Source organism: Frateuria hangzhouensis (genome assembly GCF_026410505.1).
Classification (GTDB): Bacteria; Pseudomonadota; Gammaproteobacteria; order Xanthomonadales; family Rhodanobacteraceae; genus Frateuria_A; species Frateuria_A hangzhouensis.
This window is the reverse complement of the sequence record NZ_JAPMIU010000005.1, coordinates 164,358-180,912: the sequence shown is the minus strand read 5'-3', so window position 1 is coordinate 180,912 and position 16,555 is coordinate 164,358. Positions and strand designations below refer to the sequence as shown.

17 protein-coding genes and 1 riboswitch are annotated in these 16,555 nt (G+C 69.2%); of the genes, 5 read left to right on the top strand and 12 right to left on the bottom strand.

Features of this window, described 5'->3' with window-relative positions; genetic code table 11:
- Positions 1-31: 31 nt before the first annotated feature.
- The 6 genes from OSC30_RS07500 to OSC30_RS07475 form a co-directional block, all read right to left on the bottom strand.
- Positions 32-418, bottom strand: a complete 387-nt coding sequence (locus tag OSC30_RS07500) for a hypothetical protein (protein ID WP_267171223.1) — start codon at positions 416-418, stop codon at positions 32-34.
- 63 nt (positions 419-481) lie between these two features.
- A complete protein-coding gene (locus OSC30_RS07495) occupies positions 482-1,123 on the bottom strand; it encodes a D-alanyl-D-alanine carboxypeptidase family protein (protein ID WP_267171222.1) in 642 nt (213 codons plus the stop codon).
- Positions 1,124-1,266: 143 nt separating this feature from the next.
- A complete protein-coding gene (locus tag OSC30_RS07490) occupies positions 1,267-2,211 on the bottom strand; it encodes a hypothetical protein (RefSeq protein ID WP_267171221.1) in 945 nt (314 codons plus the stop codon).
- Positions 2,212-2,412: 201 nt separating this feature from the next.
- On the bottom strand, positions 2,413-3,285 hold the full coding sequence (locus OSC30_RS07485) for a TraB/GumN family protein (protein ID WP_267171220.1): 873 nt from the start codon (positions 3,283-3,285) through the stop codon (positions 2,413-2,415).
- Between the two features lie 76 nt (positions 3,286-3,361).
- Positions 3,362-5,719, bottom strand: a complete 2,358-nt coding sequence (locus tag OSC30_RS07480) for a winged helix-turn-helix domain-containing protein (RefSeq protein WP_267171219.1) — start codon at positions 5,717-5,719, stop codon at positions 3,362-3,364.
- Between the two features lie 154 nt (positions 5,720-5,873).
- The gene (locus OSC30_RS07475; RefSeq protein ID WP_267171218.1) at positions 5,874-6,626 is read right to left on the bottom strand and encodes an FMN-dependent NADH-azoreductase; all 753 of its coding nucleotides are present in this window, start codon (positions 6,624-6,626) and stop codon (positions 5,874-5,876) included.
- 115 nt (positions 6,627-6,741) lie between these two features.
- On the opposite strand from OSC30_RS07475, the gene OSC30_RS07470 reads away from it, so the two are divergent.
- Complete coding sequence (locus OSC30_RS07470) at positions 6,742-7,668, top strand: LysR substrate-binding domain-containing protein (RefSeq protein ID WP_267171217.1); 927 nt, start codon at positions 6,742-6,744, stop codon at positions 7,666-7,668.
- On the opposite strand, the gene cfa is transcribed toward OSC30_RS07470, so the two are convergent.
- The 3 genes from cfa to crcB form a co-directional block, all read right to left on the bottom strand.
- Positions 7,665-8,798, bottom strand: coding sequence for a cyclopropane fatty acyl phospholipid synthase (gene cfa, locus OSC30_RS07465; RefSeq protein ID WP_267171318.1), 1,134 nt, complete (start codon positions 8,796-8,798; stop codon positions 7,665-7,667). The genes OSC30_RS07470 and cfa overlap by 4 nt on opposite strands.
- A gap of 34 nt (positions 8,799-8,832) precedes the next feature.
- The gene (locus OSC30_RS07460; RefSeq protein ID WP_267171216.1) at positions 8,833-9,168 is read right to left on the bottom strand and encodes a DUF190 domain-containing protein; all 336 of its coding nucleotides are present in this window, start codon (positions 9,166-9,168) and stop codon (positions 8,833-8,835) included.
- 97 nt (positions 9,169-9,265) lie between these two features.
- Positions 9,266-9,655 (bottom strand): fluoride efflux transporter CrcB, encoded by a 390-nt coding sequence (gene crcB, locus OSC30_RS07455; RefSeq protein ID WP_267171215.1) that lies wholly within the window; start codon positions 9,653-9,655, stop codon positions 9,266-9,268.
- 70 nt (positions 9,656-9,725) lie between these two features.
- Positions 9,726-9,809, bottom strand: a riboswitch (Fluoride riboswitch).
- A gap of 266 nt (positions 9,810-10,075) precedes the next feature.
- On the opposite strand from crcB, the gene OSC30_RS07450 reads away from it, so the two are divergent.
- The 4 genes from OSC30_RS07450 to chaB all read left to right on the top strand — a co-directional run bounded on the left by OSC30_RS07450 (position 10,076) and on the right by chaB (position 14,786).
- Positions 10,076-11,332 (top strand): multidrug effflux MFS transporter, encoded by a 1,257-nt coding sequence (locus OSC30_RS07450; protein ID WP_267171214.1) that lies wholly within the window; start codon positions 10,076-10,078, stop codon positions 11,330-11,332.
- Positions 11,333-11,498: 166 nt separating this feature from the next.
- Positions 11,499-13,745, top strand: coding sequence for a DUF5916 domain-containing protein (locus tag OSC30_RS07445; RefSeq protein WP_267171213.1), 2,247 nt, complete (start codon positions 11,499-11,501; stop codon positions 13,743-13,745).
- Positions 13,746-13,859: 114 nt separating this feature from the next.
- Positions 13,860-14,474 carry a DNA-3-methyladenine glycosylase gene (locus OSC30_RS07440; RefSeq protein WP_267171212.1) on the top strand — a complete coding sequence of 205 codons (615 nt, stop codon included), beginning with the start codon at positions 13,860-13,862 and terminating at the stop codon, positions 14,472-14,474.
- A gap of 84 nt (positions 14,475-14,558) precedes the next feature.
- On the top strand, positions 14,559-14,786 hold the full coding sequence (chaB, locus tag OSC30_RS07435; RefSeq protein WP_267171211.1) for a putative cation transport regulator ChaB: 228 nt from the start codon (positions 14,559-14,561) through the stop codon (positions 14,784-14,786).
- A gap of 122 nt (positions 14,787-14,908) precedes the next feature.
- On the opposite strand, the gene OSC30_RS07430 is transcribed toward chaB, so the two are convergent.
- The 3 genes from OSC30_RS07430 to minD form a co-directional block, all read right to left on the bottom strand.
- Positions 14,909-15,370 carry a hypothetical protein gene (locus OSC30_RS07430; protein WP_267171210.1) on the bottom strand — a complete coding sequence of 154 codons (462 nt, stop codon included), beginning with the start codon at positions 15,368-15,370 and terminating at the stop codon, positions 14,909-14,911.
- A 72-nt stretch (positions 15,371-15,442) separates the two neighbouring features.
- On the bottom strand, positions 15,443-15,709 hold the full coding sequence (gene minE / locus OSC30_RS07425) for a cell division topological specificity factor MinE (protein WP_267171209.1): 267 nt from the start codon (positions 15,707-15,709) through the stop codon (positions 15,443-15,445).
- A gap of 2 nt (positions 15,710-15,711) precedes the next feature.
- The gene (gene minD / locus OSC30_RS07420; RefSeq protein ID WP_267171208.1) at positions 15,712-16,527 is read right to left on the bottom strand and encodes a septum site-determining protein MinD; all 816 of its coding nucleotides are present in this window, start codon (positions 16,525-16,527) and stop codon (positions 15,712-15,714) included.
- Positions 16,528-16,555: the final 28 nt, after the last annotated feature.

Genomic DNA, 16,555 nt, shown 5'->3' with positions numbered 1-16,555 from the left:
GGTGCGCGGATGCGCCGCGGTGTACCCGCGGTCATTGCATGGCGAATTCGCGGACGGTGTTGCTGGGCGCCGGATCGCAGGTGACCACGAAGGTCGGTTCCATCCGCTCGAAGTGCAGCGGCATCGACAACGTGGTGGTGCCGTCGGCGTTGTGCGTAACGGTGGCCTGGCCGTGGCCGCGATAGGCGCCGAAGTTGTCTTTCAGCAGCGCGTCCCACATCGAGGGCAGCGCCTTGGGGAAGGAATGGGCCTGCAGCTGCCCGTCCATCATGAAGGCCGCCCCCGAGTAATCCCGGTGGCCGAGCGAGTCGAACATCCGGCCGGCCACGTAGGCGCACCCGTCGGGGTCGTTGGCGGCGAGGCAGGGCGTGGCGGCGAGCAGGGCGATGGCGGCGAGCAGCAGGCGGCGGGTTGGCATGGGTGTTCTCCGTGGATGGCGGGGCGGGTGGTGGATCGCGGCGTCGGGCGTGCGGCTACGGCCTCAGCGCGGATAGGTCTGGATGGACAGGCCGGCGAGGGTCGCGGCGCTATGCGCAGGTGCTGCCGCTTCGCCGCGGGCAACGGCGCGGGCGCTGGAGGTGGCCGGAGCTGCCGCCACGGACGCGCGACCGGCGGCCGGCGGGATACCGGCGTAGCGCCAGTGCCAGGGTTCGAAGTCGACGCCCTGCGCGTTGCCCGGCGGATAGGACAGGGCGAAGCCGAACCGGCGCGCATGCGCCAGCAGCCACGCGAACGCCGGCGTGGTGGCGAAGGCGGCGTCCGTCGCGGGCAGGCCCGGGGTAGTCAGGTCCAGCGCGCAGCCACTGTGGTGCTCGCTGAAGCCGGGCAGGGCGTTGACCTCGAGCACGGCCGCCAGCGGCACGCCGCGGTCGAGCTTGCGGTGCAGCAACCGGCGCTGGTAGCCGAAGCTGCGGAAGCCGGAAACCACCTGCACCGTCACGCCGTCGCGTGCGGCCGCCGCCACCATCGCGTGCAACGCATCCGCCGCCTTCGGCGCCAGCCGCAGCCCGCGGCCGTAGACGTCGGTGCCGGCGTTCGCCAGGACGGGCGCTTCCGGCTGCAGGGTCCACTGATGGCTTTGCGCGTAGTCGCGCGGCGCGCCCAGGTTGGCGGCAGCGCGCATGGCACGTTGGCGATAACCTGGCGATGCGGCGCGCGGATGGGCGCAGGATGCGCCGGCCGACGAAGCGCAAAGCATCGCCAGGGCGGTCAGCCCGGCCGCCGCGGCTGGCGCGCAGCGTCTGGAAAAAGCCGGCCGCGACATGGTCAGGCCCGGTTCGGGGTGAAGGTCCAGCGGATGGTCATGGTCGCGGGCACGCTGGCGTCTCCTGCCGGGACAGAGACGTGCCGCACCTGCTGGCCGCTCTGCGGGCCCTTGCCGGACCAGGTCAGGTGCTCGAGTTCGATGTCGGGTATGACGATCTTGCGCGCCCCGTGCTTGCCGTCGGCGCTTTTCCACTGCTCGGTCAAGGCAAGGCCGGGCAGCCTGAGTTCCAGCAGGTTCTTGTCGCCGTCCCATTTGGCGCTGCCATCGGGATACGGGTCATGCCGGCAATCGCTGCTGCCTTGTCCGTGGCGCTGCTCCGCACCGGTGACATATTCGGCATATCCCTCGCCCTGGGCCAAAGAGCGGTAGCTGGAGGCGCCCTTGGAGGTGGCGTGGATGGAGCACGCGGTTTTGCCATCCACGCCCCATGCACCGATGGCATGCCGGCTGAGCTTTGCAGCCGGCCCGCCGGTGGCGCTGGCCAGCGCGGCGCGCTTGTCGGACGACATGCCTTTGACGTACGCCATCATGCGGGTGTTCATGCAGGCCTCGTCGTCGCCGCATTCCTCGACGATGCGCTGGATGGTCGGCAGGTCGGCCGCCATCGCCTGCCGTGCGCGCGCCGTGTGGGCGATAAGTTCCTGCGGGTTGTCCACGGCGGTCATGTGCTCCTGTTGGCCGGCAAGGTGGAGCGTCCCTTCCACACGCCGGTTCACGTCCGCCTTCGACCACAGGTCGCCATTCGACCTGCTGTCGTGCGCCTGCCCGCTGATCTCGATGCTGTAGGTCAGCGTGGCGCCGACGTTGCGGTAATCGAACGGCGACGGGTCCGAACCGGCCGCACCGGCCGCCGTGGACGCCAGGCCGAGCATCGCGGCCAGGCCGGCCGCCAGGCGGCGAAGGGCAGGTGCGGAGAGGTGCGGCAGCAGCGGGTTGCGGGTCATATCCGTAGCCTGGTTCCGAGGGTGGGCCGCCCGTGTCTTTCGCGGCGGCCCTATCGAAGCCGGCTGCACCCGGGCGCGCTTGAGGGGCGCCTTAGGTGTTCATTACGGATTCTTACTTGCTTCTGGATCAACCACTTGCAGCGGGTGACACGGGCCGGTCCGGCGGCCTCGTCCGGGCGTCGGAAGCGGGCGGGATGGAGACTATTGCCGCTCGGCGGCGATCCCGTCCCCTGCCAGCTGCGCTTGCACGCTGTCCGGTCCGGCCAGGTGGGCGGCGCCGACGGCGATGAGCACGGTGCCGGGCTCGTGCAGCATCCCGGCGATACGCTTGGCCCAGGCCTTGTTGCGATCGACCAGAAGGCGCTGGTAGAGCCGCGGTTCCTCGCGGCGCATCAGATCGTTCTCGAGCCGGGCCAGGGCCTCGTCGTCGCCGGTTTTCCAGGCCTCGATGATCGCTTTCAGATCCACCTTGGCACGATCGGTATCGCGCAGGGTCGAACGCAGCAGCGCCAGTTGCAGGGACTGCGGCATGTCGGCGAGGAAGCGGATCTGCTCTTCGGCGGTTTCCAGCCCCCGTACCGGCTTGCCCGCCTTCTCCATGGTGGCGCGCAGCTTCTTGTCCACCCCGGCGGCGGGGTCCAGCCCGGCCTGGGTGAGCGGGGCCACGGCGAGGGTCAGCGCGGCCAGCCATGGGCGCATCAGGTTGAGCGCCGCCATCCCGCCACGCACGTGCGCCAGCCGCGCGGCGCGCTCCAGCCGGCCGCGGTCGAACGGGTTGAGCAGGTCGGCGAGTGGGTGTGCGAAGTCCATGCCGTAGCGCAACACCAGCGCGGTCATGTTGGCCTGATCGTCGTCGACGATTTCCACGTACAGCAGGTCGCTGTCGGCCAGCGCCTTGTCCAGCGCGGGGAAACGCCAGTCGGTGTCCTGCGGCAGCAGGTGCACGGTGCCAAACAGGTAGATCGTGGTGTCGGCGTCCTTGACCGCCCACAGCGCGGGATGGGCCGCCCGGACGGGAAGGGCGACGACCAGCGCGATGAAGCAGGCAAGCAGACTGTGCAGATGAAACTTCATGGAATCAGGCCCGTTCCTCGGTGCAGATGGCAAGACGGCCCGGCGGGAGCGGCCTGGACGGCAGTATTCCCCAACCTTATGGCGAAGCCAGTGCTTCGTCGAACGGCTCGGCCGCCAGTGCGGCCTGGGCTTCCGTGCGCAGCGACGCCAGGCGCGCGGTGGCGCGGGCATGGCCGTCGCGATCGCCCTGGCGCTCGGCCCATTGCGCGTAGAGGCGCAGCACGTCGGCGTTGGACGAAGCGCCCGGATCGAAGCCGGCGAGGGCGAGGGCCGCGGCGTCCTTGTCGGCATCGCGCAGGGCGATGGTCAGGCCGATGTAATGCAGGTTGTCGGCGGTCGCGTCGCTGGGGTGCGGACCGGCGGCGGCAGCCTTCAGGGCATCGCGCGCCTGTGCCGGTTGCCTGGCGGCAGACGCCGCCATGGCGTGGATGAGCTGGCGTTCGTAGGCGTAGTCGTTCGGCTGTTGCTGGGCATCGATCAAACGGTCGGCGTCGTGCGCGATGGCCGCAAGGGCCTGCGGTTCAGCCACCAGTGCGGCGGAAGCCTCGCTCAGTTGGATGGCCAGCCGCAGCGCGGGATCCTGCGCTGGGTCGATCAGCGCGCCGGCGGTGCGGCAATGCGCGAGCGACGCGGCGGCATCACCCTGGTACCAGCGGCTGCCTGCGCGCAACATCCACGCCAGCGACTGCCACACCCGGTTGTGCTGTTCTTTGGCGGTCGCCAGCAGTTGCGCGGCGATGGGTTCGACGCGGTCGCCCAGGCCGGCGTTGAGCAACGCGATGGCCAGGTTGTCGCCACTGGCGAACGTCAGCCAGGGATCGATGCCGCGCGCGCGGCGGTAGGTGTGCGCGAACAGCTTCATCGCCTCCGCGTTCTTGCCCTCGCGGGCGAGCACCAGCGCCAGGTTATAGGCATCGCCACGCGCGTTGCGTTCGTTGCCGACGGCCTCGCTGGCGGCCAGCGCGGCGCGGTTGGCCGTCTCGGAGGCGGCGAGGTCGCCCTGCGCCTCGGCGATGAAGCCTTCGCTGTTGTGCAGGTCGCCCTCGAGCTGGCGCAACTGGTGGCGCTCGATCAGGCCGCGTGCCTGCGACAGGTGCCGGCGGGCGAGCGCCAGTTGGTGCAGGCGCGCCGCCGCGTTGACGGCCTTGAGCGCGATCGCCGCGCCCAGGGCCGGGTCGCGTGCGCGCTCGGCCAGCGGCGCGGCGCGATCCAGCAATGCCAGCGCGTCGGCATGCCGGTGGCGGGTGAGTGCCAGCGCAGCGAGTTGAAGCAGGCTGTTGGCGGCAAGCGCGTCGTCGCCCTGTGCGCGGGCGCCGGCCAGCGCCTGCTGCAGGGTCTGCTCGCCCGCGTCCGACTCGTCGGTGTTGACCTGTGCCTGGCCCAGCCGGAACCGCGCCGGCAGGAAGCCGGCCGCGTTCTGCGCGCACAGCCGGAAATAAGGCTTGGCCTTCACCCAGCGCCCGCGCATGGCCTCGTCCAGTCCGCGGGCGAAGGTTTCGGCCAGGTAGGCGTCCGCCGGCCGCGCGCCCGGCGCGCGCGCCGCCGGCTCCAGCTTCAGCGCGTGGCGGATGCGCTCGACCGCCTGCATGCCGAGCGTGGCCGGCTGTTCGCCGGTGACCGCGATGTCGGCAGGCGGCGCCAGCCCGCCGGCGTCGACATGCACGTCCAATTCGTAGAGATGGTCAGCCAGCTTGCGCAGGCGGCTGCCGACCAGGATGTCGGCATGCGCGGCGAAGCGCGCGTGCTCGGCGCGGCTGCGTCCGGGCGGCGGCGTGTAATCCCATATCCGCGCGACTTGCAGCGCGTCGATGGCGTCCACGTCGCGACTTTCGCCCAGCAGGCTGGTCATCAGGCCGGGCAGGCCATGCCCGACCCAGTCGAGCGCCTTCTCGCCGGTGGCGTTTTCCGTCGGCAGCAGCGCCAGGCGCGGCGGCGCCGGTACGGGCGGCGCCTTGCTGGTCGGGATCAGCCACAGTCCTGCCGCGGCCAAGGCCAGCAGTGCGACCAGGCCGAGCGCCAGTCGCGGCCTGCGGCGCGCAGGCTTCGCGGACGAGACCGGGATGGAGCCGATGGCCGGCGCGGGCAGGCTGTCCCCGGCATCGGCGATCGGCTCGACCGGCGCCACCCACTGCAGGCCGCGGCCATAGACGGTGCGGATCACGTTGCCGCGTTTGCCGTCATCGTCGAAGGCGCGACGCGCCTTGTAGACCAGTTGGCTGAGCGCGGCGTCGCTGATCGGACGCTGGCCCCAAAGCGCCTCGACCACTTCCTGCTTGCCCAGCGCACGCTCGCGGCGCTCGACCAACAGCAGGATGAGGTCGAACACTTTCGCTTCCAGCGGCACGTCTTCGCCGTCGCGCCGCAGCCTCCGCTGCGCCGGATCGATGAAATAACACCCGCAGCGATAGCCGGTGGTTTGCTCCTGTCCCTGCATGTTCCCGATCCCCGCGTCGCGCCGCTCCCCGCGCGGCCCCGCCCCGCGAGTCTAGCGCAGCGGCGGCCCGCCCCCGGGCGCGAAGGCGTCGATGTCCGCCGTGCGTTGCCGTGGTCGTCGAGTCCGGGACTCATTCCGGCGTCCCGCGCCCGCGTCATTCCGTGCAGATCGATGGTGCGCGCTGAACTGGGCGCACGGAAGGATCGGGCATGGGCGTGGCGACGGACGGCATCTGCAGCAGCCGGTCGACCAGCGCATCGGTGGCCGTCTCCGCTTCCGCGAGCGAGCGCAGCAGGCGCTCGCCTCCGAACTCGTCGTACTCGACGGCCAATGCATGCACCTCGGTAATGCCGACGTAGGCGAACGCGCTGCGCACGGACGCTTCCACGTGGTCGAGCGACCGCAGCCGGTCGGCGTAGCCGAAATCTCCGCGCGAACTCAGGATCACCAGTCGCCGCGGCCGGTCGTCCAGCAGCGGCCAGTACGGTGCGCCGTCGCGCGCGCGGTCGAAGCCGAAGGTGCGGCCTACCCGCACCACCTGGTCGATGTAGGCCTTGAAAGCCGCCGGCATGCTGAAGTTGTACATGGGCACGCCGGCCACGATGAGGTCCGCGCTGATTAGTTCGTCCACCAGTACGTCGCTGGCGGCCAGCGCCTCTTGCATCCAGGGTTCGCGCCGCGCCGGCGGGGTAAAGGCCGCATGGATCCACGCGCCGCTGACCGGGGCTGGCGGGTGCTGGCCGACATCGCGGCGCACGATGGCATCGGCCGGGCGCGCCGCGTGCCAGCGCTCGACAAAGCGCGCACTGAGCCGGCGCGTGTGGGAGCCGTGGGCCTGGAGGTCGGAGCGGCCCGGCCGGGCGCTGGTGTCGATGTGCAGCAGGGTGGTCATGATGGTGCCTCGCATGGTTGAGATCGATTCATCCGTTGCTCTTTCTCGCCAGGTTGCCTCCCGCCATTGCCTGCGACAAACGATCGTTTTTCAGCTTATGGTTTAGTTGTATTCACTTCGGACCACGACCATGCGCAAGCTTCCGCCGCTGGCCTCGCTGCGCGCCTTCGAGGCGGCGGCGCGGCATTCGAGCTTCAAACGGGCCGCCGACGAGCTCGGCGTGACTCCCGCGGCGATCAGCCACCAGGTGCACCAGCTCGAGCAACGCCTGGGCCTGCGCCTGTTCGAACGGCAGACGCGCCGGGTGGTTGCCACGGCACCGGCGCAGGCGCTTTATCCGGTGTTGCGCGACGGCTTCGATGCCTTCGTCCGCGCGCTGGAAGGGCTGGCCGGACAGCGCGCGCGCCGCAGTCTCACGCTGTCGGCGACCAGTGCGTTCGTGGCACGCTGGCTGGTGCCGCACATCGCCTCCTTCCGACAGGAGCACGCCGGCATGGAGTTGCGCCTGCACGCCTCGGATGCGCCGGTGCGGCTGGAAGGCAGCGATATCGATGCGGCGATCCGCTACGGCCGCGGGCCCTGGCCCGGCCTGGTCGCGCTACCGCTTGCCGTCAACCGCTTTGCGCCGGTATGCAGCCCCGCCCTGCGGTTGTGCCGGCGAGCGGACCTGCGTCGACATCCGCTGTTGCATTTCGAATGGCACAACCGACGGGCGGACAATCCGACGTGGCGGCGTTGGCAGGAGCAGGCGAACGTCGCCGGCCTGGATGCCGGCGCCGGCATCGTGTTCAGCGACGAGAACCATGCCATCCAGGCGGCACTGGCCGGGCAGGGCGTCGCACTGTTCAGCCTGTTGCTGTGTGAGCCGGACCTGCGCGCGGGCACGCTGGTGCAACCGTTCGGCCCCGTACTCCAGGGCCATCCCTATCACCTGGTGTACGCGCCCGACTCGCCGCGGCAGGAGGAACTGCGCGCGCTGGGCGCCTGGTTGCAGGCCGGGATGGAAGCCGATGCCCCTGGCCCCCGTGCCGGCCGCGGCCGCCGCGTCCGACCCTAGCGCGGCACGCGGTAGCCGCCGGGCACGCCGCGTGGGCTCAGGGTGAGTTGCCAGAGCTGGTCGCGACGGCTACGGAACACCGCGGCGGAAACGGCCAGGTAGTAATGCCACATGCGGCGGAAGCGTTCGTCGTAGTGGTGCGACAAGGCCGGCCAGGCGGCATCGAAGTTGGCGCGCCACGCGGTGAGGGTGCGGTCGTAGTCGGCGCCGAAGTTGTGCCAGTCCTCGACCACGAACAGGCCCTCCAGCGCGGTGGCTGCCTGGCTGGTCGCCGGGATCATCGAGTTGGGGAAGATGTACTTCTCGATCCACGGGTCCGGCCGCGAGGGCGCGCCGTTGCTGCCGATGCAGTGGAGCAGGAACAGCCCGCCGCCGTCGGGGCCGTCCTCGCGCAGGCAGCGCCGCGCCATTTCGAAGTAGCTGCGGTAATTGAGTGCGCCGACGTGCTCGAACATGCCGATCGACATGATCGCGTCGAACGGCTCGTCCAGCTCGTGGTAGTCCTGCAGGCGGATTTCCACCGGCAGCCCGGCGCACAAGGCCTGGGCGTAGGCAGCCTGTTCCTGCGAGACGGTGATGCCCACCCCTTCGACGCCGTATTTCTCGGCCGCGTACTTCAGCGCCTCGCCCCAGCCGCAGCCGATGTCGAGCACGCGCTGGCCGGGTTTGAGGCGCAGTTTGCGGCAGATCAGGTCGAGCTTGGCGACCTGCGCGTCGTCGAGGTTGGTCGCCTGCGCCCAGTAGCCGCAGGAGTACACCAGCCGCTCGCCGAGCATGGCCTGGAACAGGTCATTGCCCAGGTCGTAGTGGGCCTTGCCGATCTCGAAGGCGTGCTCGCCCCGTTGCAGGTTGATGAAGCGGGCCTTCAGGTGCGCGATCAGGGTGTCGAGGGTTCGCAGCTCCTCGTCCAGCTGGGCGCGCAGCAGGCGGGTGAACAGGCCGGGCAGGTCGTCGCTGTCCCACCAGCCATCCATGTAGGCCTCGCCCAGCCCCAGCGAGCCGTGCGCGAAGACGCGTGCATACAGGCGCTCGTCGTGGACACAGAGATCACAGGGCGGCTTGTCGCCGGCGCGGATGCCGGCCAGTGCCAGCAGTTCGGTGGCACGGCGTTTCAGGGACTGCTGGCGCATGGGCATACCGCGCTCCTTCTGTTGGCGGCACGCGTCACTGCGCGCCCAGAACTCCAAAGCGTATGGCTGAGGTTGCATACACGACGTCGACGCCGGCGTCACGTACCCGCGCGAGAAACGCTTCCGCCTGCTCCGGCCGCAGCAGGAACTCGATCTTGACCGGCAGGTTGTCGGCCAGTTCGAAAAAGGTCTCTTCGTGCAGCACGCCATGGCGGCCGAAGCCGGTCGTGGCGCGGAATACGGAACCGCCGCCGATGCCGGCGCGGCGGGCTTCCGCGAGCAGCCATTCGGACAGCAGCATGCCCTCGTGGCGCGCGCGCAGGTGGGCGTAGAAGCAAAGGCAGACGCCTTCGGTGGTGATTTCGGTCACGGCACGTCCTCTCTCGGCGAGATTTCCTGCGGTAGCTCCATCGCGGGTGATGCCTTGGTCCAGATGGCGCGGAAAAGCATCGCCCACGAGTGGGCTCCTACAAGGTGCGCAGCAGGCCGCGCGTGAGCGCGATGCCCAGCAGGGTCAGTCCGACCGAGCCGGCCAGGTGCAGCAGCAAGTGGCCGCCGAACCACAGGTACTGCTGGCGCAGCAGCAGGGTGGAGGACTCGGCCGAGAAGGTGGAGAAGGTGGTCAGCCCGCCGAGCAAGCCGGTGAACACGAACAGGCGCAGTTCCGGCGGCAGCGCCTGAAAGTGGTCCCACACGCCCATCGCGCAGCCCATCAGCAGGCCGCCGAGCAGATTGGCCAGCAGCGTGCCCGGCGGCAGCGTGGGAAAGAGGTGGTTGAGCAGGTGGCCGAGCAGCCAGCGCAGCCAGCAGCCGACGGCGCCGCCGAAGCCGATCGCGAGAAATCCGGTGTAGCCCAAGAGAGCGCTCCTGAGGATCGAGTCGTTCGGACGTCCGCGCTACGGGCACGCGCCCGCACCCGGGATCGACCGGTGTGCAGGCATCATCAACCCCATCTGGCGTGGGGCGGTTCGTTCCGTGAGGAACGGGAGGCATGCCATCTCCCATGCGCCGGATGCTAGCCGATGGGTGAGCGCCAGGCCACCGACCCGCATCTGTGGATACCGCCTTGCCTCTCCCCACGCAACCGCATGCATGCCAGTGCGCGTGGAACTCCTCCCCCTGCTTGCAGGGGGAGGTTGGGAGGGGGGCCGTCCGGAGCGAAAGAGCACCGCTCCCCACTCTCCCCTGCAAGCAGGGGAGCGAGCATGTAGTGGGCTCCTGCAAGAGGGCACCGGGCGCGCGTGGCATACTCGCGATCGCTCCCCGGCGGCCATCCCATGACCCCCAAGCATGCCCCCATCCGGCGCAGCCTGCCCTGGCTGCTGGCCGGGCTGTCGATGATCGGGCCGTTCTCGATCGATGCGGTGTTCCCGGCGTTCCCCTTGATCGCCGCCCGCTTCGACGTGGACGAGGTGGCGTTGCAGCAAATGATCAGCGTGTACCTGCTGACCTACGCGGTGATGAGCCTGTTCCATGGCGCGATCTCCGATGCGGCCGGGCGCAAGCCGGTGATCGTGGCGGGCATGCTGGGCTACGCGCTGGCGTCGGCCGGCGCGGCCCTGTCGACCTCCTACGGCATGCTGCTGGTGTGCCGTGGCATCCAGGGTGCCTGCGCGGGTGCGGGCCTGGTGGTCGGCCGCGCGGTGATCCGCGACAGCCTCGAGGGCGAAGCGGCGCAGCGGTTGATGTCGCAGGTGATGATGATCTTCGGCGTGGCGCCGGTGATCGCGCCGATGGTCGGCGCGCAGTTGCTCGGGCTGGGCGGCTGGCATGGCATCTTCTGGTTGCTGACCGGCTTCACGCTGTTGCTGGCGGCATGGCTGGTGTGGAAGCTGGACGAGACCCACCCGCCGGCGCGGCGCAGCCGCTTCGCGGTGAAGCCGTTGCTGGCCGGCTACATCGCGTTCGGGCGCGACCGGCCGTTCTGGCCTCTGCTGATTTCCAGTTCGGTCAACTTCGCCGGCCTGTTCCTGTTCATCGCCTCGGCGCCGCAGATCGTGCGCGAGTTGCTGCACCTGTCGGCGCAGGGTTTCCCCTGGTTGTTCGTGCCGGTGGTGATCGGCCTGGTCAGCGGCGCCTGGCTGTCCGGACGGCTGGCTGGACGCCGCGGCGTGGGTTTCACGGTGAACCTGGGCTACGCGGTGATGGTGCTGGCCTGCGTGCTGCACGTGGGGCTGGCGCTCGTCTTCCCACAGCCGCGGCTGCCCTGGTCGATGCTGCCACTGGTGCTGCATGGTGTCGGCGTGCAGTTGGCCTTCCCCACGCTGACACTGCTGCTGCTGGACCGTTTCCCGCACAAGCGCGGCGGGATTTCCTCGGTGCAGGCCTTCGCCAGCCTGCTGCTCAATGGCGCGGTGGCGGGGGTGCTGTCGCCATTGCTCTCGGGCAGTCTGCTGCAGTTGGCGCTGGGGGCGAGCGTGATGACGGTGGCCGGCGTGCTGTCGTGGGGCTGGTACCAACGCGTCACGCGGGTGCCGCGAGTGCCGCCACCGCGCGATATCGAGTTGCAGGCGCAGATCGCCGAACCCCGTTAGGTCCAGGAGCGCCCAGGGCGCGAGCATCATGGGGCGCCCTGGTGCGCTCCCGCAATCATCCGGGACCGATGCGCGCGGGCGGTGCAGGGTTGGCATGACTTTCGCCAGTCGGCACTGGCGGCCACCGGCCCTATGCTGCGCGGCGTCCCTGCTTCCCAAGTCTCCGATGCGCTCTTCCGCACGCCACCGCGCCGCGCGCGCCCTGATCGCTCCGCTCGCCCTGTTGGCCTTGCCCGCCATGGCGGTGGAGGTCGACGGCCACATCGACCCGGTCGAATGGCAGGGCGCCAGGCACATCACCGATTTCCGCAAGGTACAGCCGCTCAACGGCGAGCCGGGCAGCCTGCCGACCGAGGCCTGGGTGCTGTCCACGCCCGAAGGCCTGGCGATCGCCTTCCGCTGCATCCAGCCGCCGGGCGTGCCGCGCACGCATCAGCGCATCCGCCGCGACGAACAGGCGCAGGTCGACCGGGTGAACCTGATGGTCGATTTCGACGGCGACGGGCGCACCGGCTACAACTTCATGGTGACGCTCGCCGACGACATCAACGATGCGGTGCTGACCAACGAGACCCAGTTCAACACCGACTGGGACGGCAACTGGAAGCATGCCTCCAGCGAGGATGCGCAGGGCTGGACGGCCGAGATGCTGATCCCCTGGTACATCGCGCCGATGCGCAAGGCGGTCGGCGGCGAGCGCACCATCGGCTTGTACCTGGACCGCGTGATCGGCTCTACCGGCGAGCGCGACGCCTGGCCAGTGGCCAGCTTCAACAAGCCGCGCTTCGTCTCCGACTTCATGCCGGTGACCATGCCTGCCTACTCCCAGTCGCTGTTCGCGATCACGCCGTACGTGCTGGGCATGCGCGACCAAGTCAACGGCGACAACAGCTTCGACGGCGGCGCCGACATCTTCTGGAAACCCAACGGGCAGACCCAGCTCACCGCCACGATCAATCCCGACTTCGGCCAGGTCGAGAGCGACGACCTGGTGGTCAATTTCGGCGCCGAGGAAACCTTCTTCACCGACAAGCGCCCGTTCTTTACCGAGAACCAGGGCATCTTCGATTTCGGCCTGCTGATCGACAACAGCCAGCTGATCTACACCCGGCGCGTGGGTGGTGCCGCGGACGACGGCAGCGGCGCGGGCGACGTGGCCGGCGCGATCAAGCTCAACGGCAGCGTGGGTGCGACCCGCTACGGCGTATTGGCGGCCGAGGAGAACGGCGACGCCGGGCGCAGCTTTTCGGCGGTGCGGCTGCTGCACGACTTCGGCAGCCAGAGTCTGGGCATGCTCGCTACCCGCGTGGAGCGGCCGTGGCTGGACCGCGACGCCGACGTGCTGGGCATCGACCACCGCTGGCAGCCCAACGACAAGCTCACCGTCACCAGCAACGTGGTGGGCAGCGCGATCGATGAGCAGGGCCGCGCCGTGCGGGGCACCGGCGCCACCACGGTGGTCGAGTACGAGATGAACGAGCGCTGGACCCAGGAATGGCTGGGCATGCATTTCGACGACAAGCTCGACCTCAACGATTTCGGCTACCTGCCGCGCAACAGCCTCAACTACCTGCACTACGAGGTGCGCCGCCGCTTCGCCGACCTGCCGGCGTCCTCGAGCTACGCCTCGCATGTGTGGCACTGGCGCGTCATCGGCATGGACAACGACCACGGCCTGTCGCTGCAGCGCCAGTTCCGCGTGATCCGCGAGAGCCAGCGGCGCGATGGCGGCGAAGAAGACTGGCAGCTCAACATCGATGCGGCCGCCCACGACGACCTGCTGACCCGCGGCCACGGTGCCCTGCGCACGCCCTCGAACGCGATGCTGGCGTGGGAGCGCTCCAGCCCGCGCAAGGGCGACTGGGCCTGGGGCGTGGAGGTCGACGTGATGGGCAGCGACCGCGTGGGCCTGGACCGCATCGGCTATGCGGCCGAGTTCGAGCCGACCTTCTTCCTCAACGACGCCTTCAGCGTGTTCGCCGGGGTGACCTACGAGTTCGATCCGGACTGGCTGGTGTGGCAGCACGACAACCTCGTCGGCAGCTTCGACAGCCACCAGCTCATGCTCGACGCCGGCGTGAACTGGAACATCGGCAACCGCCAGGAACTGCGCGTGAAGCTGCAGGCGCTGGGGCTGGATGCACGCATGCTGCAGGCCTACCGCGTCAACGGCGACATGCGCGCGGTGGCGGTGGACGACCCAGTGGCCGACTTCAGCGTGCGCAATCTGGGCTTCCAGATCCGCTACCGTTACGAGCTGGCGCCGCTGTCGGACCTGTATGTGGTGTACGGGCGTGGCGGCTACGCACTGGACTCGCGCTTCGACCGCGCCGGCAGCCAGTTCGGTCGTGCCTTCGACCTGCGCGACAGCGAGCAGCTGCTGATCAAGCTGGCGTATCGCTTCGAGCTGTAGCCGCAGGGTGGGCTTCAGCCCACCGTCGACCTTGCCGCGACCTGGCATGGTGGGCTGAAGCCCACCCTAGGGACATCGGTGTGCCGTTGACGCCGCGCGCGGCATGCTGTGCGCATGACCCCGGACTTCATCGCCTCGCTGCTCGGCCATTCGGCCACCGTGCTGTCGCGGGCGTTCTACGCCCGCGACCCGCGCGTGGTGGCGCCGGATCTGCTCAACAAGGTGTTGCTGGGCGCCGACGGGCGCAGCGGACGCATCGTCGAGACCGAGGCCTACTGCGGTGCGATCGATCCGGCAGCGCATTCCTGGCGCGGGCGTACCGCGCGCAACGCCACCATGTTCGGCCCACCGGGGCGACTGTACGTGTACTTCACCTACGGCATGCACTGGTGCTGCAACCCGGTGTGCTGCGCGGAGGGCGAGGGCGTGGCCGTGCTGCTGCGGGCGCTGACGCCGTTGACCGGGCTGGCGGCGATGCGCGCGGCCCGGCCACGCTGCCGGCACGACCGCGATCTGTGCCGCGGTCCGGCGCGGCTGTGCCAGGCGCTGGGCATCGCCGGCGCGCAGGACGGCATCGACCTGGTCGAAGGTGCGGGCGGTTTCACGATCGTGGACGACGGCACGCCGCCGCCGACCGAGCCCGCGATATCGACGCGCATCGGCATCACGCGCGCGGCCGAGTCGCCCTGGCGCTGGCATGTGGCGGGCGATCGCCACGTGTCGCGCTGAATGCGGTGGTGTCCGCCAGCGCTTGACGCTCGCTTGATGCGCAACGGCGGACGGTGGCGTGATTCCTTCGAGGGAGATCCGGCCATGCCCTACAAATCCACCAGCGACCTGCCCGAATCCGTGCGCGACAACCTGCCCGACCACGCGCAGGACATCTTCAAGGAGGCGTTCAACAGCGCCTGGGACGAGTACGCGGACCCGGACAAGCGCCGCGGCAACGAATCGCAGGAAGAAGTGTCGTTCAAGGTCGCCTGGTCGGCGGTGAAGAACGAGTACGAGAAGGGCGATGACGACAGGTGGCACAGGAAGTAGCGACCGCCTCCTGGCCGGAGGCAAGATGTCTCTTGTAGGAGCGCACCCTGTGCGCGACCGCGAAGCGCCGCCATACATCGCGGTCGCGCACAGGGTGCGCTCCTACAATCGCAAGAGTGCCATCAGGCGAGCTTGCGCGCCTGCAGGAACGCCAGCGCCTCGCTGGCGTCCTGCTCGAACCACGCCCGCGTCGAGCCCAACCGGAAGCTGTAGCCCCAGGCATCCATGTCGGACATCAACCGCGCGCGGCCGACGCCCGGCAACTCATCGGCCAGCAGAATCTGCAGGTAGCAGGTGGCGTCTTCCTCTTCCACCGAATCGGTGGCGTCGGTGTGCACCTGGGGCCGGCGTTCGACCGGCAGCACCAGCAGGTGGCAGGCCTCGTGCAGCAGCGAGTGCACCGGCGTGTCGTCCCGCGCATAGACGGTCGTGCCGATGATGCCGGCCTCCTCATCGCCCCAGTAGCTGCCGGGGATCGCCTCGCCGGCCGCAACGCGTTTCAGGGAAAGGCCGTGGCCTGCGAGCAGGGCGGCGGGCGCCTGGAAACCGATGTCGGCCAGGCGCAGGACGGCAGGAATGTTCATGGACGCGTAGGGTGGGCTTCAGCCCACCGCTCTGATTTGGAGCAAGGTGGGCTGAAGCCCACCCTACGGGGATTACGGCGTGGCGCTCTTGCCCTCGGGCAGGGCGACGGAGAGCTCCAGCACCTCATGTCCGCTGTCGCGCTCGACGTTGATGTTGATCGCGTCGAGGTCGACGTTGACGTACTTCTTGATCACCTCGAGCAGTTCGTTGCGCATCAGCGGCAGGTAGTCCGGCGCACCGCGGGTGGAGCGCTCCTGCGCCACGATGATGCGCAGGCGTTCCTTGGCGACCGTGGCGGTGGGTTCCGGCTTGCGCTTCAGGAAATCGAGAATGCCCACGTTCAACCTCCGAACACGCGCTGGAGAAAGCCCTTCCTGGCCACTTCAGTGAAACGCAACGGACGCTCTTCGCCGAGGATGCGCGCGACCGTGTCGCGGTAGGCCTGCCCGGCATGGGAGTTGTCGTCCAGGATCACCGGCACGCCGGCGTTGGAGGCGGCCAGTACGTTCTCCGATTCGGGGATCACGCCGACCACGCTGATGCCGAGGATTTCCTCCACGTCCTTGACGCTGAGCATCTCGCCCAGTGCCACGCGCCCGGGGTTGTAGCGGGTAAGAAGCAGGTGCTGGGTGATCGCGCCCTCGCCGCGTTCGGCGCGACGGGTCTTGCTGGAGAGCAGGCCCAGGATGCGGTCCGAGTCGCGTACCGAGGAAACCTCCGGATTGACCACCACCACCGCGTGGTCGGCGAAGTACATCGCCAGGTGCGCGCCCTTTTCGATGCCGGCGGGCGAGTCGCAGACGACGTAGTCGAAGCCGTCGTTGGAGAGGTCGTCGAGCACCTTCTCCACGCCTTCCTGGGTCAGCGCATCCTTGTCGCGGGTCTGGCTGGCGGCCAGCACGAACAGGTTGTCGTGGCGCTTGTCCTTGATCAGGGCCTGCTTGATCGTGGCTTCGCCGTTGACCACGTTGACGAAGTCGTAGACCACCCGTCGCTCGCAGCCCATGATCAGGTCGAGGTTGCGCAGGCCGACGTCGAAGTCGATCACGGCAACCTTCTTGCCGGCCATCGCAAGGCCGGTGGCCAGCGAGGCGCTGGTGGTGGTCTTGCCGACGCCGCCTTTGCCGGACGTGACGACGATAATCTCAGCGGTCAAGGGTTCTTCTCCGGAGTGACTTGGGTGG